Source organism: Halapricum sp. CBA1109, from assembly GCF_009741825.1.
Taxonomy (GTDB): domain Archaea; phylum Halobacteriota; class Halobacteria; order Halobacteriales; family Haloarculaceae; genus Halapricum.
This window is the reverse complement of the sequence record NZ_WPCA01000018.1, coordinates 1-17,272: the sequence shown is the minus strand read 5'-3', so window position 1 is coordinate 17,272 and position 17,272 is coordinate 1. Positions and strand designations below refer to the sequence as shown.

The following is a 17,272-nucleotide window of genomic DNA, read 5'->3' as shown; positions in this document are numbered from 1 at the left end:
GCCTCAGTTCGTTCCGCGATTCTTTCCGAGGATTTATACGAGAAAAAGGCACAGACCACACCGATGAGAGGCCAACGGGGGGACGGGCGCGGAGTCTCGGAAGTGGTCGACTACCTGCTGGGGGTCGTCATCGTCGGCGTGTTGGTCTCGGGGCTGGTCGTCTCGGCGAACGCGTACTTCGAGAGCCGCGAGGACACGGCGACGGCAGCGACGCTAGAACAGGAGGGACAGGAGCTCTCCCGAACTATCGGGACCGTCGACCGACTGGTCAGAGAGAGCAACAGCAGCGGCGAGATCGGTCGGCGCGTCGACCTGCCGTCGTCGGTCGGGTCCAGCCACTACACCGTGACCGTGGTGAACCGCTCGGGAGCCGCCGACGGCGAACACGGCTGTGACTGGCCGTGTCTCGTCCTCTCGACGGGCGAGGTGACACAGCGGGTGTTCGTCCGGTCGGTGACACCCCTCGCCGGCGGCGAACGCCTCGGGGGCGACCTGTACGTCGTCCGCGAACCCGGAGACGACGCGATAACCCTCCGGGAGGTCGAGTGATGCCGCGCGGCGACGACCGGGCGGTGTCCGGGCTCGTCGGCTATATGCTGGTGTTCACCATCGTCCTCACGAGCGGGGTGGTACTCACCACTGCCGGCCTCACGGCGCTGCTCGACTCCGGGGAGTCCGGGCTGTCACCGACCACAGAGCGGGACATCCAGCGGGTGGACAGCGGCGTGGGTTCGCTGGTCGACGGCGGCCCGCGGCGGGAGGTGTGGCTCGGACTCGATGGCGGGCGTCTCGCCTACGGCGACCGCTACTCGGTCACCGTCTCCGTCGGCGACGGGAACGGATCGACTCCCGAGGACCGTATCGAAGCGACGGGCCGGCCGCTCACGTACGCCGCCGGCGGGAGTCGGGCGACCTACGGGAGCGGACTGGCGGCGACGGGCGAGGGGGCCACCCTACGCGAGCGCCCCCGCATACGGCTCTCGGACTCCCAAGCGGTCCTCGATCTGTCCGTGTTCGAACAGGCGTCGCGCAGTCCGAGCGTCGTCTCCGGCAGCGATGTCCCGGTGGTACTCGAACGAACCGGTGCGGAGACGCTCGAACGCGCCGCGGACACGGCCGACGGGGCCGCGGCCGAGCGGACGGTCACAGTGACCGTCGACGGGCCTCTCGCCCGGGCGTGGGGGACGTACTTCGAGGGGCACGACCGACTGCAACCCCGGGACGTCGACGGGGACGGCGCGACGGAGTACACGAGCGATTCTGACGGCGACGGCGAGGTAGACCGGGCGAGCGCGACGGTGACGAGCGAGCGCGTGTTCGTCCGGACGGTCACGGTCAGCGTCGCCCTCGACCGGGCGCTGTGAGCGAGCAGGAGTATCAGCCGTTCGAGACCGTGATATCGTAGACCGTCGCGTGGAGATAGATCGGTGCCGAGTCGCTGTCGAGCAGGACGGTCACGTGGTCGCCATCCGCCCGGACCGTCCCGACGGCGTCGGGAACCGCCCGCTCGAACGACCGCGCCCACGCGTCGGCGTACTCCGATTGTACCGTCACTCGGACCGTCTCGTCGGCCGGGACGGCGACCCGGTCGGGTGATACCGCCCGTCCAGTCGCGCCGACGACGGCCTCGTTCCGAAGCGTCCCGTCACCTTCGACGCTGAACAGCGGGAGCGTGACCGCGGTGGCGTTCTCCCGGACGACGGACACCGGCGGCGCGCGGGTGATCGAAGTCGACCCGTCGTGTCGGCCGAACACCGCGCCGGACTGGTAGACGACGCTGTGGTCGACGCGGTCGGCCCGAACGCCGCCGAGCGAGGTGTTCAGGACGGTTCGGTAGCTACCGTCGGAGCCGACTTCGACGATGGCACGGCCCGACTGGACCACCGAGAGCGCGCCCCCGTGGGTGGCGATGGTGGAGGCAGTCCGGTCGCGTTCGGTGTAGGCGACTGTCTCGACGGCCTGTGCAATGTGACCGAGGTCGCCCCGGGCCGTCTCACCGGTGATCGCGCCGTGCTGGTCGGAGAGGGCGTCGGTGCTGACCGCCGTGATGGCGGTGACGCCGCCGAGTACGATGGCGACGAGCAACACCGTTGCGAGGACCGTCGAGACGCCGCGGCCGTCGTCGCGTTGCATCCGTAGGTTTGTCTCTGCCCGGTTCGGATTTAAATTTGGGTATATCGGTGTCGTCGGCGGCGACTGCCCGACTGCGGGAGTGGGACCTGAAAACAATTAAGGTGCCACACTTCGACGGCCCCCATATGGCTGTCAACAGAGAGACTCCACCGTCGGAAATAACGACGCTGGTCGGGCGGGAAGTGTACTCGAACAACGGCGTCTTCGTCGGTGAGGTCGAGGACCTGCGACTCGATCTCGACACCGAGAGCGTCACCGGCATCGCCCTCCACCAACTCAACTACGAACTGTTCGATCAAGACGTACAGGCCTCTCGCGGCATCATCGTCCCCTACCGCTGGGTGCAGGCCGTCGGCGACATCGTCATTGTCAACGACATCGTCGAACGCGTCCAGCAGCCGGACACGGACTCCGCGACGCCCGAGGACGACGGCGAAGTCCGCGCCTAGGACCCGTTGGAACTGTCGCCGCTCTCGACGCCCATCGCCTCGAACAGTTTTCGTTTGACCGCTTCTTCGGTGAGTTCCAACAGCAGATCCCGGTTGTCCTGACTCGACTCGATACCGGTGAAGATACCGAGCGGAATCTCGACGCTGGCGTCCGTGGAGTGCCCGCCTGCGTCGCCGATGTCGGTGAACGCGTCGTCTAAGACGTTGCCGATGTTGAGTCTGATGTCTTTCGACCGGGCCGAGAGGTGAATCGTCTCGTCGACGATACCGAAGACGGCCGTCGTCGTGATCCCTTCGAGGTTGAGCAGTTGCTGGGCCGCCTGCGCGAGGGCCTCGCGGTCACGGATGAACCCGGCGTCGAGACCAGATGACTCCCTTTGACCTCGCGGTTGCGGATGGCCTCCGCGAGGACATCGAGCGTCTCGGGGGACATCGACGGCGACTCGACCTGTTCGAGGGTGTCGTGGTCGGCGAACGGGTAGAGGTACGCCGCGGCTGTCAGATCGGCCGGTGTCGTGTCCCGCTTGAAGTCCAGTGTCTCGGCGCGGATGCCGTACAGAAGCGCCGTTGCAACCTCTTGGCTGAGGTTGAGGTCGAACTCCTGGACGTACTTCGTGAGAATGGTCGAGGTGGCCGAGACGTTCGGCCGCACGTCGGAGAACGTCGCATCGATGGGGACCTCGGGTTCGTAGTGGTCGATGAGGATGTCTATCGGCGGTAGGTCGTCGGCGTCGTCGTCGTCCGGGTCCCCGCTCTTGGAGAAGTCGACCAGCGCGACGGTGTCGTAGTCCTCGATGTCGACCTCCGACCGGGAGGTGAGTTCGAGGCCGAGGAGGTTGACGAACGCCCGATTTTCGTGGTGTCCGATCTCGCCCTCGTAGATGATATCGCGTCGACGCCACGGTGGTCGGCGATGGCGCGGAGGGCGGCGGCGCTGGCGATGGAGTCCGGGTCCGGACCGCGGTGGATGAGGATGGCCATCCGCTGGTCGGTGTCCTCGATCACTTCCGAGAGCTGTTTGGACTTGTGTTCGAGTTCGCCGGTCTCCAGCGACCGCAGTGCCGAGTCGGCGATCACGGCGGAGGGGTTGATGACGACGTCGGCTCCCAACTCCGAGAGTTCGTCCGCGGAGACGGGGTCGGAGGCGCGGGCGACGATGAACTGGTCTCGGTCGTCGGCCCGGAGGTGTTCGACGGCGGCCTTGTTGGCGTCGACGTCTGAGGAGAGGATGAGGACGGCGTCCCGGTCGGAAACGAGGTCGCCGATAGAGCCGTCGCGGATGTCGGCGGTCTGGGCGTTGAGGTCCTGATCGCGGAGGGCCTCGACGCGGCTCTCGTCCTGATCGAGAATGAGGACGTCCTTGCCTTCGGAGACGATCTCCTCGGCGACGGCGTGGCCCACGCTCCCACACCCCAGAATGGCGTACGTCGACATCGACGTCATCGTGATGCCGGCACTCATAGTGTCTACAGGCAAGTCACGGAGACTCTTATAACACCGAGATTCTTTCCAGCCGATGAAACTCCCCGCCCGCGAAAGGAAACGTATTTTACGGGCCTCCCGTTAGGAAGGGGTGCGTGGGCCGGTAGCTCAGTCCGGCAGAGCGTCTGACTCTTAATCAGACGGTCGAGGGTTCAAATCCCTTCCGGCCCGCTACATTCTGGCGCTCACAATCCGTGAGCGCCTGCTGTGCGATGCCGAAGGGATTTGAAGTAGAGAAACGCGAACGGCAGTGAGCGTTTCGCGTGGTTCAAATCCCTTCCGGCCCGTATTCTGCTGCGAACAAACCGCGAGCAGCGAATACGCCAGAAGGATTTGAAGCAGACGGCGGCGAGCAGAGCAAGCCGACGGCGTAGTTCAAATCCCTCCAGCCCGGCCACTCACGCCTCGGCCTCGACGAACCGCCGGGAGTCGTCGGCGGTGCCGCTGGTGAGGACGGCCCGGAGGCCTTCCTCGACGGTCATATCGACGTCGTAGACGCGGTCGGTCGTGACGTAGACGACATCGCCGCCGACGAGGGGGTTGGGGGCGCTGGGGACGAACAGCGTCATCATCTCCGGGCAGTCACAGGCTTGCGTGACCGATTGCGGCGTCTCGGAGGTGCGGAAGGCGATGGCGTAGCGGTCGGGGACGTCCATCTCGACGAGTTTCACCGACTGGAAGTCCTCGGCGTCCGCGCGGAGGAACGTCTCGCTCACGTCGAGGAAACTCGCGTACATCGTGCCGACGACGGGGATGCTGGCGAGGACGCTGTCGACCTGTCGCCGGCGGGCGTCGCCGCCGGGGAGGGTGTCGACGGCGAGGCCGACGACGACCACGACGGCCGCGAGCACCGCGACGGCGAGGAGTCTGACGGCGAGCGAGGATGTCGGAACGACGGGCGAGACAAGGGCGACGAGCGGGTCGAGCAACGCCGAGAGAAACTGGACGGTAAAGCCGACGACGAGGACCGTCGCGAGCACCGGGACGACGACGGTCAGTCCCGCGAGGACGGCGTCGCGTGCCCGTCGGCGAACTGATCGGGAGTCTTCGGGCATCGTCGGTACCTCGACGACCGAGTGAAATAAAAGGCGGTCGTACGGCGGTGGGTGCTCACTCTTGGGGGTCGGCAAGCGCGTACAGAAGCGTCTCCGCGCCGACGCCGTCCAGTTCCTCGTAGAAGACGACTTCCAGCAGCGTGATCATCCCGGGAAACAGGAAAGCACCGACGCCGAACGGGATCAGCAGGGCGAACAGGACGATGGCCGTCGCGGCGACGACGTGGACCGCCTCGTAGGCGATGTGATCGGTGACGGTCCCGTAGGCCTGCCTGACGGCGGGGACGAAGCCGGGGCGCTCGGTGTCGTCATCGTCGTCGTTCTCCGCGTGGACGATGATGTTCGCGGCCCGCAGGAGGACGACGAGGACGGCGACGACGGCGTAAACGCCGAAGACGCCGACTAACAGGACGACCGTCGAACTCCCCGCGAGGGCCGCGAAGAAGTACGTGAGGATGCCGGTGACGATGACGACGAAGACGACGCCGAAGGCCAGACCGACCCGGAGGTAGTCCCAGATGGAGGCGACGAAGTTCGAGGCGCGACTGGAGGTTTGCCGGGGGAGGCCGCCGCCGGTCCCGGTGTAGGCGACCGAGGAGTAGAAGGTGTCGATCAGGGAGACGAGGGCGGCCCCGATGGTAACCACCGGGAACAGCGCGAACACGAACAGGACGCTCAGGGCGACGACGGAGACGATTTCGCTGAACAGGATCTTGCCGTAGGCTTTCAGCGCCGTCGCCGGACTCGCCGGTCCCGTCGGTCGTGTGCTCATCGACCGGTGGTAGCGCCGGCCCGTTCAAATGGGCTCCGGAACGCGCCCGGTCAGACGTAGCGGAACCACTCCTCGCGGTCGCCGGTCTCGATGAGGTCGAAGAAGGCGGTCTGGATCTCGTCGGTGACGGGGCCTTTGGTCCCCTGACCGATCTGGTTGTCGTCGACGCTGCGGATGGGCGTGACCTCGGCGGCGGTGCCCGTGAAGAACAACTCGTCGGCAGTGTACAACTCGCCCCGGGAGATGGTCGCGTCGTCGTGGACGGTGTAGCCCGTCTCCTCGGCGATGGTGATCACGCTCTGGCGGGTGATGCCGTCGAGGATGGACTCGGCCAGTCCAGTCGTGAATATCTCGCCGTCCCGGACGAGAAAGAGGTTTTCGCCGGGGCCCTCGGCGACGTTGCCCTCCTTGTTGAGAACGATGGCCTCGGTGTAGCCGTTGCCCGTGGCTTCGAGGCTGGCGAGGACGCTGTTGACGTACGTCCCCGTCGTCTTGGCGTTGGTCGGAATCTGGCTGGAGGAGTACTTGCGCCACGAGGAGATGGCGACGTCGACGCCGTTTTCGAGGGCATCCTCGCCGAGGTACGCGCCCCACGGCCAGGCCGCGAGGCCGACCTGAACGGGGGACTCGGAGGGGTTCAGGCCGAGCGGTCCGTATCCGTAGAAGGCTATCGGCCGGATGTAACAGGACGCCAGTCCCTCGCGGTCGATCAACTCGACGGTCGCCTCGGTCAACTCCTCGCGGGAGAAGGGGATGTCGATGTCGTACACCTTCGCGGAGTCGAACAGGCGTTCGAGGTGTTCCTCCCAGCGGAAGATGGCCGGGCCGTTGTCGGTGTCGTAACACCGGACGCCCTCGAAGACTCCCGTCCCGTAGTGGAGTGCGTGTGTCAGGAGGTGGACCTGCGCGTCCTCGAAGTCGACGAACTCGCCGTCCAGCCATATCTCCTCGACGCCCTCGAACATCTCGGGCCGGTCGCTCATCGGTCGCCCCCTGCGCTCGACGTGACTGCGCTTTCGTCGTGCATACCCGCCCTAAAGATTGCCACCGTTAAGAACGTTCACGGTCTCCCGGAGCGTGTGAGCGTCAGGCACGCTCTCGGCGACGGCCCACCCGAACACCTTCGGGGGAACCCCCAACGACGCGGACCGCCCAGATGACTCTATGGTCCAGCGTACCGCAGACGACGTCGACGCCACCCTCGACGCCCGGGAGATAGACGGCGAACCGTTCGGCGAGATAATGGCCGCTCTAGAGGACCTCGGCGACGACGAAACGCTCCGGTTGATCAACAGCTTCGAACCGGAACCGCTGTACGACGTCCTCGACGAACGCGGATTCGACCACGAGACGACCGAGGAGAGTGCCGAGGAGTTCCACGTCGACATCCAGTCGGCGGACGACGGCGACGCCGACGTACAGACCACCGTGGACGTGCGCGAGATTCCGAAACCCGACCGCCACCCGCAGGTCCACGACACCTACGCCGGCCTCGACGTAGGGGAGTCGATGGCCCTCGTGGCTCCCCACGAACCGCGCCCGCTCGAACACGAGTTCGATCAGCAGTACGGCGACGCCTTCGCGTGGGAGGTCGTCGAGCGAGACACCGGGACCGTCCGAGTCAGGGTCAGGAAAGAGGCGGCCGCCTCGGGCGGCGACCCGACCGACTCCGACGACGTCGCCGCGGGGTCGAGCGACGGCCTCTCGGTGACCGAGACGCTCGATGTCCGTGAGCTACCGCCCGCACAGCGCCACGAAGTGATATTCGACACCTACGCCGACCTCGACGGCGGCGAGGCGTTCGTGCTGGTCAACGACCACGACCCGAAGCCGCTGTACCACCAGTTCGACGCCGAGGCCGGCCCGGGGTTCGTCTGGGAGTACCGGAAACAGGAGCCCGGCGAGTTCCGCGTCCTGATCGGCAAAGCGGGAGACGCGAGTCCGGCCGGCGACGCGCCCTTCTAACCTAATTGCTCGACGATTTCGCTGCCCTCGACGTAGACCAGCCCGTGTTCCTCGGCGTAGGCGCGGGCGGCCGCTGGCGTCCGCTCGCGGCCCGTCTCGTCGTCCAGCATCTCACAGACGACGACCGCCGGCGGGAGGTCGGCCGCGTGGGCCAGCGCGATACCGAGTTCGGTGTGGCCCTCCCGGTCGGCCAGCAGATTCGGCGCGGCCCGGAGCAGGTGGACGTGACCCGGCGCGCGGAACTGCTCGGCGAACGCCTCGACGTCCGGGTCGGCGGCCACGCCGGCCAATTCGGAGATGGTTAGCGCGCGGTCCTCGTCGGTGATGCCGGTGTAGGTGTCGCGGTGGTTGACCGTCAGCGAGAACGACGACCGCTCGTCGTAGCCGAGTTCGTGGTCGGCACCGAGGGGATGGTCGAGCGTCTCCTGGACGAACGGCAACTCCAGCGCGTCGGCCACGTCGTGGCTCAGCGCGACGCAGACGAGGCCGCCGGCGTCGTTGCGCATCCGGGCGACGGCCGCGGGCGTGACGGCCCCGGCCGGGTAGACGAGGTCCGTCTCGCCCTCGCGGTCGGCGGCGTCGTGGATCAACACCGGCCGGCCCTCCCGGAACGCGGCGATGGCGCTGTCGATACTCGCGGTCGTCGTCGCGTCTCGTCACTCGTGGACATGGATGGTGATTGGGTCGTCGTCGTCGAGGTCGAATCGGTCGCGGAGTTTCTCGGGGGCGATGATCTCGAGGTGGTCGTCACCGTGGTGGGTCCGCTCGGGCGCGATGACGTGTGCGCCGTCGTAGCGCTGTTCGCCCGCTTCCAGCGTCGCGGGGTAACAGAAGGCGGGGCCGTAGGACCGCTCGTCGTCTTCCCACCCCTCGATGGTGATGGGTTCGACGGCGTCCATCCGAGCGCGGGCCCGGATGCTGTCGGGGTCTAAGTCGACGTTGAGCGTCCCGGCGAACGGCTCGTAGCCCAGCAGCTCTGTGAACTGGCGCATGTATCCCGGGAGCGTGATGTAGTGGCCGCCCTCGCTCATCCCGCTGGTGACCACGCCCGTCAGCGTGACGCCGACGCGGTCCTCGAAGATGCGCTGGTACTGGGCGTACTCCCGCTGGAGCTGTGACTCGCCCTCCGCCGTGAGCGAGACCCACTGGCCGTCGCTGACTATCTCGCGTTCGATCAGACCCGCCTCCTCTAAGTGCTGGAGGCGGCGTGAGGCCGTCTGCGTCGAGGCGTCGAGTTTCCCCGCCAGCCCCGAACAGGACACCTTCGAATCACCGTCCAGCGCTCCGGCGAGCGCGAGAACCTTCAGCGTCGTCAACTCGTCCGCGCCCACTGTCCGTCCCGCGAGTTCCATACTTCCTGCTGGGTTCTCGGTCCTGATAAGCGTACCGGGAATTGTACGCGTCACGAAATCGTTATGCAAAACCGTGAGGGTCAGACGTCGGCGAGGGGGTCCTCGGTCCAGAACTCGCTGCCCTTGTCGAGTTTCGGGACCCACGTGTCCGGGCCTTCCGAGAGCATCGCCACGCGGGAATCGGGAATGTCCTTGACGTGGTCGTGGGGGAGGTACTCCCGCATCGACTCGGCGAAGGCGAGGACGTCCTCGTGGTCGGGCATCGACGACCGGTCGAGGCGGCCCCGGGAGTGGCCGACGTGCATGTACGCCTTCAGTTCCACGAAGTCCGCGTCCGCGCGGTCACACATCGCGGCGTACCACTCGGGGTGGTGCATGTTGTGGTCGCCCACGAGCGTCGTCCGGATCACCGTCCGGGTGTCGTCTTTCTCGGCGAGGACATCCAGCGTCTCGATCAAACTGTCCCAGAGGCCGTCCTCGACGCCTTTGACCGTCTCGTCGAACGTCTTCCGGTCGGCGGCGTCGACGGAGACGTACAGTTGCGTCGGGTCACAGCGCTCCAGCATCTCGGGGTTGGTCCCGTTGGAGACGAGGAACGTCGTGATGTCCCGGTCGTGGAAGGCCTCGATCAACTCGGGGAGGTAGGGGTAAAGCGTCGGTTCGCCGTCCAGCGAGATGGCGACGTGCCGGGGTTCCATCGCCTGTTCGAGGACGTCCTCGGGCACGTTGTCGTTGCCGCCGTACCCCGAGAGGAGTTTCCGCTGGAGGTCGATGGAGGCGTCGACGACGGCCTCGGGGTCGTCCCACTCGACGTCGCCCAGTTCGTAGGCGTGACCGGCGTGGTCGCGCCAGCAGAAGACACAGCGCTCGTTGCACTTGACGACGGGCGTCATCTGGATACAGCGGTGGGACTCGATGCCGTAGAAGGCGTACTTGTAGCACTTCCCCTCGCCCTGTAGGGCGTTGTCGGTCCACCCGCAGGTCTGGACGGCAGTGTGGTTGACACTGTGGTAGTCGGGGTCGTCGACCTGCTTGGGCCCGTCCGACTCGCTCATTGGCTGTACAGTCGTGGCCCGGAGCCTAAACGTTCTTCCCTCTGTGGCCGTCGGCCGAACCCGTTACCCCTATACCGGCCGCTGGAAAACGACTGGGTATGTTCCTCTCCCTTCGCGCGGAGGTCGAAGACGCCGTGGCCGAGGCCCTGACGGCGCTTTCCCTCCCGACCGACGACCTCGGTATCGAACAACCACCGGACGGCGTCGACGCCGTCCTCGCCTCCAGCGTCGCCTTCCGTCTGGCCGAAGAGGTCGGCGCTCCGCCGCCGAAAGTGGCCGCCGACATCGCCGCCGAGATAGACGCCGAGCCCTACGACTACATCGACGCCGCCGTCGGGCAGGGGCCCTACGTCAACTTCCTCCCCAGCGAACAGTACCTCGCGGACACCCTCGAAACCGCACAGGCCGACGACTACGGCCACCTCCCGGACCGAGACACCAGCGTCGTCCTCGAACACACCTCCGCGAACCCGACCGGACCGGTCCACGTCGGGCGCGCACGCAACCCAATCGTCGGCGACGCCCTCGCCCGCGTGCTGGAGTACGCCGGCTACGACGTCGAGCGCCACTACTACGTCAACGACGCCGGCCGACAGATAGCGGTGTTCACGTGGGCCTACGAGACGTTCGACGAGAGCGACCTCCCGGACCCGGACCGGGACTCCCCGGAGTACGAGATGGTCCGGTACTACCGCAAGGGCAACGACTACCTCGAATCCGCCGACGACGACGCCGTCGAGGCCGCCGAAGCGGAGATAGCGGCCATCCTGCAAGGGCTGGAAGACGGCGACGAGGAGACCTACGAACGGGTCGCCGAAGTCGTCGACACGGTGCTGTCGGGGATGACAGAGACCATCGGCCGTCTCCCGGCCGAGTTCGACGAGTTCGTCAAGGAGACCCAGTTTATGCGGGACGGCTCGACCGACGACGTGGTCCAGCGGCTCAAGGAACTGGACTGTGCGGTCTACGAGGAGGATGCGTGGCAACTGGACCTGCCGGATTTCGAGAAGAACCTCGTCTTCCTACGGGCCGACGGCACCTCGCTGTACACGACGCGTGACCTCGCCCACCACGAGTGGAAGTTCGAGCACTTCGACCGCGCGGTGACGGTCCTCGGCGAGGACCACAAGCTACAGGCCGACCAGCTATCGAGTACGCTTGAGTTGCTGGGCCACGACACCGACCAGCTAGAACAGGTGTTCTACTCGTGGGTCAACCTCCCCGAGGGCGGGATGAGCACCCGCGAGGGGACCGGCGTCGACCTCGACGACCTGCTGGACGAAGCCATCGACCGCGCCCGCGCGGAAGTCGAAGACCGGATGGCGGACCGCCTGCGGGACGACGACCTCGACGAGGACGACTTAGATCGGATCGCCCGGCAGGTCGGTATCGGCGCCGTCCGCTACGACATCGTCTCGAAACAGCCCACGAAGGGCATCACCTTCGAGTGGGAGCGGGCACTTGACTTCGAGGCCCAGTCCGCGCCGTACGTCCAGTACGTCCACGCCCGCTGTTGTGGCATCCTCGACGATGCCGGTGACGTCGATACCGACGCCGTCGACCCGAGCGCGCTGGAAGCGTCCGAGGCGGCGGCGTTGCTCAGAGAGATTGCTCGCTTCCCGGCGGTCATCGAGGAGGCCGCAGAAGACCACCGGCCACACGTCGTGGCCACGTACACGCGGTCGCTGGCGGAGACGTTCAACAGTTTCTACCGGGAGTGTCCGGTGTTGGACGCCGACAAGGAGACGAGAGCCGCGCGGGTCGCGCTGGTCGGGGCAGCGCGGACGACGGTCGCAAACGCGCTCGACGCCATCGGGGTCGACGCGCCGACCTCGATGTGATCAGCCGAACAGGCCGAGGACGCCGCCGCCCTCGTCGTCTTCGTCATCATCAGTGTCGTCGGTGTCCTCGCCCGAGGGGAACCACTCGGTCTCCTCGTCGACGATTCGGTCGACCGCTTCGCCGTCCAGAATCCGCTCGATAGCGGTTCCGAGGCGGCGGTAGGCCTCCGCCGCGGGGCTGTCGGGGAAGTTCAACACCAGCGGTTCGTCCGTCGTCGCCTCGGTGTCCTCGGGGATGACGGCGAGCAACGGGTGGTCGAGCGCATCGGTGACCGAACTGATGTCGCCGGGGCCCTCCGCGCGGGTGAGAATGGAGCCGACAACTTCGCCGTCGACGCGCTTGGATAGCTGCGCGGTCTTGGAGGCGTCGCCGATAGCGACGCTGTCGGGCGTGGTCACCAGGAGGACGCTGTCGGCCAGTCCCAGCGGGACCGTCGCCTCGTGGCTCAGGCCGGCACCAGTGTCGATGAGCACCACGTCGTAGGCGTTCGACAGCGTCTTGATGACCTTCCGGAGTTTCGCCGGGTCCGCGTCGGCGAACGCTTCGAGGCTCTGTTCCCCGGGGACGAGTGTCACGTCGCCCGGACCCTCGGTCAGCGTATCGCTGATGGCCGCTCGCTCGGCCAGCACCTCGTGGAGGCTCGTGTCGTACTCCACGCCGAGCATAGCCGCGAGGTTCGCCATCCCGAGGTCGGCGTCGACGATGACCACGTCGTAGCCGGCATCCTGTAGCGCGACACCGACGTTGACGGCAGTCGTCGTCTTCCCGACGCCGCCTTTCCCGCCAGCGATAGTGAAGACGTGACCCGTCATTGATTCACTGTATGAGTACAGAGGGGGCTCCCACATAAACCCGTCCGTCTTTCAACGGATTTACTATTCAGGATCGCTCAGGTTGTGATAGTAATCCGATAGGAAACGGCTCGCGGGCCGGTGTTCGTCACCTGGTCCCAGCGTATCCTATATCTTAACCGTCTCGGTATCGTGGTCCCAGTAAGAATGGCGTCGGACACCTCGGGGGACGAGTTCGAGGACAGACAGAAATACGAGTTCCAGAAGGTGATCGAGGAACTCAAGGAGTACCGCGGCTCCGGTACCCAACTCGTCACTATCTACATCCCCGAAGACAAGCAGATCAGCGACGTGGTCGCCCACGTCACACAGGAGCACAGCGAGGCGTCCAACATCAAATCCAAACAGACGCGGACGAACGTCCAGGACGCCCTCAAGTCGATCAAAGACCGCCTCCGGTACTTCGACACCTACCCGCCCGAGAACGGCGTCGTCCTGTTCTCGGGCGCGTCGACGCCGGCGGCGGCCAGACGGATATGATCACACGCACGCTGGAGAGCCCTCCCGAGCCCATCGAGTCCTTCCGGTATCACTGCGACGCGGAGTTTCTGACCGAACCGCTGGAGCATATGCTCACCGACAAGGGGCTGTTCGGTCTGGTCGTCCTCGACCGGCGGGAGGCCAACGTCGGGTGGCTCAAGGGCAAGCGCGTCGAACCCGTCAAGTCCGCCTCCTCGCTGGTCCCGGGGAAACAGCGCAAAGGGGGCCAGTCCGCACAGCGGTTCGCCCGCCTCCGACTGGAGGCCATCGACAACTTCTATCAGGAGGTCGCCGGGATGGCCAACGACCTCTTCGTCGACCGGCGACACGAACTCGACGGGATTCTCGTCGGCGGCCCCTCCCCGACCAAAGACGAGTTCCTCGACGGCGACTACCTCCACCACGAACTGCAGGACGCGGTCCTCGGAAAGTTCGACGTCTCCTACACCGACGAGTCGGGCCTGTACGACCTCGTCGACGCCGCACAGGAGGTCCTCGACCAGTACGAGGTCCTCCAGGACAAGGAGGTTATGGAGGAGTTCTTCGGCGAACTCCACGACGGTAACAAGGCCACCTACGGCTTCAAACAGACCCGCCAGAACCTCAATATGGGCGCCGTCGAGCAGCTCCTCATCAGCGAGGACCTGCGGAAAGACGCCGTCGCCTACGAATGTCCCAACGGCCACGACGACTACGAACTTCTCGGCCGGAACGCGGAGACTGAGTCCCACGTCTGTTCGACCTGCGGCGAGGAGGTGCCCGCCGAGGACGCCGAACGCGAGGACGCTATCGACCACCTGATGGAGTTGGCCGACCAGCGCGGAACCGAGACGGTGTTCATCTCGACGGACTTCGAGAAGGGCGAGCAGTTGCTGACGGCCTTCGGCGGCATCGCCGGTATCCTCCGGTACTCGACCGGCGTCTGATCGGAACTCGTTCTCACGCACGAAAGCAGGAGTGACGCCCGTTCGGGCGTCGAGAACTGACGGACTGACCGACCGGAAGCAGGTGGTGGGTGGGTGGTGGGGTCAGTACGAATCCGATCGGTCGGTCCTGTCTTCGAACACACGGTAGGACCCATGTGCCTTACAGACACGGCGGAGTGGCTCTCCGCATTTCAAAAAACGGGCGGGATACATATAGATGATGTGCCTAACTGAGTTGGTATCACCGAAGCTGTTCCAGTTGTCGCCGCCGGCCGACGAGGTCGACGTGCGGGTCGACGGTCGTGTCATCGACGAGGCGTGAGACGACGAGCATCGGGTCGCTGCCGGCGCGTTCGACCGCCGCGAGCAGGTCCGTGATGGCCTGTCGGTTCAGCGCCAGCGACGACAACAGACCGAGCGCTATCGCCATCGGCACGGCCGCGTCGGGATCACTTGGGAAGGCCTCGCTGATACGCTGGTAGTCGGGGTGATCGTCCGGCGGGTCGGTCACCGGCTGGATGGCGAGACACCGCGTACACGTCGCTGCTCCGGGCGTCGCCTCGGGCAGTAGCGAGCGGTACTGGTCGGGGACGGGGTAGGCGACGGCGACGCCGTCACACTCGGAACACTCCATACAGCGAACACAGGGGCCAGACCCAAAAAGAACGGCGTCATAGTGTTTATTGTAGCTGTTTCCCGGTTCGACCGCCCGATGTCGGGCGATCGATACCGAAATGACCTACAATAAACACTATCAGTCGTCCGCAGGGACCGGGTCCTCTTCCTCGCGCGCTGCCGCCTCGCGTTGGGCCTTCTCCTCGGCCTCTTTCTTGTCTTTGATCTTCTTCATCCGGAAAATCTCCTCGCGCTCCTGCTCTTCGAGTTTCTGCTCGATGTACTCCTTGTTGTCGTGCAGCGTCGGGAGCAGGGTAAACTCAAGCGCGTTGACTCGGCGTTTGGTCGTCTCTATCTCGTCGATCAGTTCCTTCATCGCCGTCTCGACTTCGGCGGCGAGAATGATCTGTTCGAGCAGTTCCTCGTAGGCTTCGGCGACCTCGTCAATGCGGGCGCTGGTGCCCAGCACGCCGTATCCACGCTCGCCGAGCGTCTTGCGGACCTTCGAGGATTCGATCTGCGGGACGACCACGCCCATAATGTTTTTCGACTGGGTCGTGATCTCGGGGTGCTCTTTCAGCGCGGCCGCCGCGCCGCGGACCGCCACGTCACCCTCCATCGCCCGCGCCATATTGATCCGGCGTTGGGCTTCGTCGTAGCGGGTGTCCAGTTCCGAGCGGACGTCCTGTGCCTGATCCAGGATGTCCATAAACTCCATAATGAGGCCGTCACGCTTCTTTTCGAGCGTGTTGTGGCCCCGCTCGGAGAGGTCGATCCGGTCCTCTATCGCCATGAGGTTCTTCCGGGTCGGCTTGACGTCGTTGGCCATTACCAGCCACTTCCGGCCACGGCGACTTAGACCTTCTCACTCGGCCGGACCCACCCGGGCCGTGTGGTCGGGAGTCCGACGGGACAACACAAGAGACGACTGGTGTGGCAGTCCCTCACCGTCGCCCGCGCACTCGCGTTTGGGTGTGTTCGGGGAACACCTCGGCCACCGCGTCCGCGCCGTACTCCGCGGCGATGATCGCTCGCAGTTCGGTCTCGTAGTCGCCTTTCGGGATGGACTCGCTTGGCCCGGACTCGACGTCGAGTGACGACTCGACGAGTCGGTCGACCGCCCCGCGGCCGAACCCCGTCAGCGGCGCGAGGTAGTCGACGCCGTGGCGGTCTTCGAGGCTCTGGGCGCTGGCGCGGGACACCGTCGGCACCCGGTCGTCCCGCCGGGTTCCGTCGGCGACGGCGTCGTAGTCAAGCCCCGCGATGACCTCCAGCGCGTGGTCGTGGACGGTCTGGATACCGTGGCGCGGAAACCCGTCTTCGACCATCCGGTCGGCGGCGTCGCGGAAGACACCCTCGTCGAGTTCGGCCGCCTCGAACGGCAACCCGAGGGCGTCGGCCGCCTCACGGGCGTCGTCGGCGGCGTCGGTGACGCCGGCCGTCGCGCAGACGAGCGTCACGTCGTAGAACGGTTCCAGAAGCAGCGCTGTGAGGCCGGAGTCTTTCCCGCCGCTGAACGCGACCGCGACCTCCATCTACCGCCGCCGGATGTTGAAGCTCTTCGAGTCCGGCGTCAGTTCCTTGAGGAGCTCTTTCATCTGGTCCTCGTCGATTCGCTGGTCGCCGAGACGGCCGCTCTGTGCGATGGCCACAACCTGCTGTTCGACCTTCTCGGCCACCTCGGGCTTTGACATCTTCACGGTGTTGAGCCGCTTTCGGGCGCCGTCGGTGAGGTGCTGTTTCAGCATCGCCTCCTTCTGGGCCTCGGCCTGTTGCTGGCGAGCCTCCTGTGCCTCCCGGGCGTCGCCGCCGCCCTGCTGCTCCTGCATCTGTTCCATCTTCTTCTGCCGGAGCTTCTCGAGTTCTTCGTCTGAGGGTTCGCCACTCATACGCGTAGATACGTGGTCGACCCGTGAAAACCTTTTTTCTGAAAGCCCTCAGCGGACCCTGGCGGGTCCGCCTCGCCCTTTTCTTTTCACACGAAAGCCCTCGAACGGCCTTGGCAGGCCGTTCTCGCCCTTTTCATTTCCGCCAGGTCCGCACGACCACCGCCGGCGGATGCCGGCGGGGTCTGTGGGCAACGCCAGCGCTTTCCTGTAGTCGCGGCCCGGTGTGGGCCGCGACGACTCCCCTCACTCCTCCCCGGGGCGCGCCATATCGGCGCGCCCGGGCGTCCTGACAGCAGTGGCCACGCTGGCGTTCATCGCCAGCTCGGGGGAAGGGCAGGCCTGCTGTGGCGGTGCTGTAGTGCTGTCGCAGCGCTGTGAAGCTGTGCAGTGCTGTTGCGGTGCTGGC

At 65.9% G+C, this 17,272-nt stretch carries 17 protein-coding genes, 1 tRNA gene and 2 pseudogenes; 7 read left to right on the top strand and 13 right to left on the bottom strand.

From position 1 onward, the window contains the following. Window positions 1-63 precede the first annotated feature (63 nt). Window positions 64-549: a hypothetical protein gene (locus GJ629_RS03660; protein ID WP_157511804.1), complete on the top strand. Its 486-nt coding sequence runs from the start codon at window positions 64-66 to the stop codon at window positions 547-549. Continuing rightward, window positions 549-1,364 carry a hypothetical protein gene (locus GJ629_RS03655; protein ID WP_157511803.1) on the top strand — a complete coding sequence of 272 codons (816 nt, stop codon included), beginning with the start codon at window positions 549-551 and terminating at the stop codon, window positions 1,362-1,364. Before GJ629_RS03660 ends, GJ629_RS03655 begins: the two co-directional genes overlap by 1 nt. A 13-nt stretch (window positions 1,365-1,377) precedes the next feature. Here the strand turns inward: GJ629_RS03655 and GJ629_RS03650 are convergent, their stop codons facing one another. Then, window positions 1,378-2,133, bottom strand: coding sequence for a hypothetical protein (locus GJ629_RS03650; RefSeq protein ID WP_157511802.1), 756 nt, complete (start codon window positions 2,131-2,133; stop codon window positions 1,378-1,380). Window positions 2,134-2,258: 125 nt separating this feature from the next. Between GJ629_RS03650 and GJ629_RS03645 the strand changes: the two genes are divergently transcribed. Beyond that, window positions 2,259-2,582 (top strand): PRC-barrel domain-containing protein, encoded by a 324-nt coding sequence (locus GJ629_RS03645; protein WP_157511801.1) that lies wholly within the window; start codon window positions 2,259-2,261, stop codon window positions 2,580-2,582. Here the strand turns inward: GJ629_RS03645 and GJ629_RS03640 are convergent. Beyond that, window positions 2,579-4,043, bottom strand: a pseudogene (locus tag GJ629_RS03640) (DHH family phosphoesterase). The gene GJ629_RS03645 and the pseudogene GJ629_RS03640 overlap by 4 nt on opposite strands. 118 nt (window positions 4,044-4,161) lie before the next feature. On the opposite strand from GJ629_RS03640, the gene GJ629_RS03635 reads away from it, so the two are divergent. Beyond that, window positions 4,162-4,235: transfer RNA gene (locus GJ629_RS03635), tRNA-Lys, on the top strand. A 227-nt stretch (window positions 4,236-4,462) separates the two neighbouring features. On the opposite strand, the gene GJ629_RS03630 is transcribed toward GJ629_RS03635, so the two are convergent. Genes GJ629_RS03630 through GJ629_RS03620 form a run of 3 tightly spaced genes read right to left on the bottom strand, consistent with a single transcriptional unit; the run spans window position 4,463 to window position 6,874 of the window. Then, entirely contained in the window at window positions 4,463-5,119 is a 657-nt protein-coding gene (locus tag GJ629_RS03630; protein ID WP_157511800.1) for a DUF502 domain-containing protein, read from the bottom strand. A gap of 55 nt (window positions 5,120-5,174) precedes the next feature. Continuing rightward, on the bottom strand, window positions 5,175-5,891 hold the full coding sequence (locus GJ629_RS03625) for a hypothetical protein (RefSeq protein ID WP_157511799.1): 717 nt from the start codon (window positions 5,889-5,891) through the stop codon (window positions 5,175-5,177). A 50-nt stretch (window positions 5,892-5,941) separates the two neighbouring features. Beyond that, window positions 5,942-6,874 (bottom strand): branched-chain amino acid transaminase, encoded by a 933-nt coding sequence (locus GJ629_RS03620; protein WP_197428411.1) that lies wholly within the window; start codon window positions 6,872-6,874, stop codon window positions 5,942-5,944. A 181-nt stretch (window positions 6,875-7,055) separates the two neighbouring features. Here GJ629_RS03620 and GJ629_RS03615 point away from each other — a divergent pair, with 181 nt between their 5' ends. Further along, on the top strand, window positions 7,056-7,856 hold the full coding sequence (locus tag GJ629_RS03615) for a DUF2249 domain-containing protein (protein ID WP_157511798.1): 801 nt from the start codon (window positions 7,056-7,058) through the stop codon (window positions 7,854-7,856). Here the strand turns inward: GJ629_RS03615 and ribB are convergent. The 3 genes from ribB to twy1 all read right to left on the bottom strand — a co-directional run bounded on the left by ribB (window position 7,853) and on the right by twy1 (window position 10,263). After that, window positions 7,853-8,449 carry a 3,4-dihydroxy-2-butanone-4-phosphate synthase gene (gene ribB / locus GJ629_RS03610; RefSeq protein WP_370515772.1) on the bottom strand — a complete coding sequence of 199 codons (597 nt, stop codon included), beginning with the start codon at window positions 8,447-8,449 and terminating at the stop codon, window positions 7,853-7,855. The genes GJ629_RS03615 and ribB overlap by 4 nt on opposite strands. A 63-nt stretch (window positions 8,450-8,512) precedes the next feature. Then, a complete protein-coding gene (locus GJ629_RS03605) occupies window positions 8,513-9,208 on the bottom strand; it encodes a DUF120 domain-containing protein (protein WP_157511797.1) in 696 nt (231 codons plus the stop codon). 80 nt (window positions 9,209-9,288) lie between these two features. Continuing rightward, complete coding sequence (gene twy1, locus GJ629_RS03600) at window positions 9,289-10,263, bottom strand: 4-demethylwyosine synthase TYW1 (protein ID WP_157511796.1); 975 nt, start codon at window positions 10,261-10,263, stop codon at window positions 9,289-9,291. A gap of 98 nt (window positions 10,264-10,361) precedes the next feature. On the opposite strand from twy1, the gene argS reads away from it, so the two are divergent. Continuing rightward, window positions 10,362-12,104 carry an arginine--tRNA ligase gene (gene argS, locus GJ629_RS03595; protein WP_157511795.1) on the top strand — a complete coding sequence of 581 codons (1,743 nt, stop codon included), beginning with the start codon at window positions 10,362-10,364 and terminating at the stop codon, window positions 12,102-12,104. Here the strand turns inward: argS and GJ629_RS03590 are convergent, their stop codons facing one another. Next, window positions 12,105-12,917 (bottom strand): AAA family ATPase, encoded by an 813-nt coding sequence (locus GJ629_RS03590; protein ID WP_157511794.1) that lies wholly within the window; start codon window positions 12,915-12,917, stop codon window positions 12,105-12,107. A 186-nt stretch (window positions 12,918-13,103) separates the two neighbouring features. Between GJ629_RS03590 and prf1 the strand changes: the two are divergent. Then, window positions 13,104-14,362, top strand: a pseudogene (gene prf1 / locus GJ629_RS03585) (peptide chain release factor aRF-1). 241 nt (window positions 14,363-14,603) lie between these two features. Here prf1 and GJ629_RS03580 read toward each other — a convergent pair. The 4 genes from GJ629_RS03580 to GJ629_RS03565 all read right to left on the bottom strand — a co-directional run bounded on the left by GJ629_RS03580 (window position 14,604) and on the right by GJ629_RS03565 (window position 16,866). Beyond that, window positions 14,604-14,996 (bottom strand): DUF6276 family protein, encoded by a 393-nt coding sequence (locus tag GJ629_RS03580; protein WP_157511793.1) that lies wholly within the window; start codon window positions 14,994-14,996, stop codon window positions 14,604-14,606. Window positions 14,997-15,116: 120 nt separating this feature from the next. Then, the gene (locus GJ629_RS03575) at window positions 15,117-15,806 is read right to left on the bottom strand and encodes a V-type ATP synthase subunit D (RefSeq protein ID WP_157511792.1); all 690 of its coding nucleotides are present in this window, start codon (window positions 15,804-15,806) and stop codon (window positions 15,117-15,119) included. A 115-nt stretch (window positions 15,807-15,921) separates the two neighbouring features. Then, the gene (locus GJ629_RS03570) at window positions 15,922-16,512 is read right to left on the bottom strand and encodes an alpha hydrolase (RefSeq protein ID WP_157511791.1); all 591 of its coding nucleotides are present in this window, start codon (window positions 16,510-16,512) and stop codon (window positions 15,922-15,924) included. After that, window positions 16,513-16,866 carry a DNA-binding protein gene (locus tag GJ629_RS03565; protein ID WP_157511790.1) on the bottom strand — a complete coding sequence of 118 codons (354 nt, stop codon included), beginning with the start codon at window positions 16,864-16,866 and terminating at the stop codon, window positions 16,513-16,515. Window positions 16,867-17,272: the final 406 nt, after the last annotated feature.

Bases quoted from the DNA above. Each gene is read 5' to 3' on its own strand.
- GJ629_RS03655 (WP_157511803.1), top strand. From the start codon at position 549: ATGCCGCGCGGCGACGACCGGGCGGTGTCCGGGCTCGTCGGCTATATG.
- GJ629_RS03660 (WP_157511804.1), top strand. From the start codon at position 64: ATGAGAGGCCAACGGGGGGACGGGCGCGGAGTCTCGGAAGTGGTCGAC.
- GJ629_RS03570 (WP_157511791.1), bottom strand. From the start codon at position 16,512: ATGGAGGTCGCGGTCGCGTTCAGCGGCGGGAAAGACTCCGGCCTCACA.
- GJ629_RS03650 (WP_157511802.1), bottom strand. From the start codon at position 2,133: ATGCAACGCGACGACGGCCGCGGCGTCTCGACGGTCCTCGCAACGGTG.
- GJ629_RS03645 (WP_157511801.1), top strand. From the start codon at position 2,259: ATGGCTGTCAACAGAGAGACTCCACCGTCGGAAATAACGACGCTGGTC.
- GJ629_RS03605 (WP_157511797.1), bottom strand. From the start codon at position 9,208: ATGGAACTCGCGGGACGGACAGTGGGCGCGGACGAGTTGACGACGCTG.
- GJ629_RS03590 (WP_157511794.1), bottom strand. From the start codon at position 12,917: ATGACGGGTCACGTCTTCACTATCGCTGGCGGGAAAGGCGGCGTCGGG.
- GJ629_RS03615 (WP_157511798.1), top strand. From the start codon at position 7,056: ATGGTCCAGCGTACCGCAGACGACGTCGACGCCACCCTCGACGCCCGG.
- GJ629_RS03580 (WP_157511793.1), bottom strand. From the start codon at position 14,996: ATGGAGTGTTCCGAGTGTGACGGCGTCGCCGTCGCCTACCCCGTCCCC.
- GJ629_RS03565 (WP_157511790.1), bottom strand. From the start codon at position 16,866: ATGAGTGGCGAACCCTCAGACGAAGAACTCGAGAAGCTCCGGCAGAAG.
- twy1 (WP_157511796.1), bottom strand. From the start codon at position 10,263: ATGAGCGAGTCGGACGGGCCCAAGCAGGTCGACGACCCCGACTACCAC.
- argS (WP_157511795.1), top strand. From the start codon at position 10,362: ATGTTCCTCTCCCTTCGCGCGGAGGTCGAAGACGCCGTGGCCGAGGCC.
- GJ629_RS03630 (WP_157511800.1), bottom strand. From the start codon at position 5,119: ATGCCCGAAGACTCCCGATCAGTTCGCCGACGGGCACGCGACGCCGTC.
- GJ629_RS03620 (WP_197428411.1), bottom strand. From the start codon at position 6,874: ATGAGCGACCGGCCCGAGATGTTCGAGGGCGTCGAGGAGATATGGCTG.
- GJ629_RS03625 (WP_157511799.1), bottom strand. From the start codon at position 5,891: ATGAGCACACGACCGACGGGACCGGCGAGTCCGGCGACGGCGCTGAAA.
- GJ629_RS03575 (WP_157511792.1), bottom strand. From the start codon at position 15,806: ATGGCCAACGACGTCAAGCCGACCCGGAAGAACCTCATGGCGATAGAG.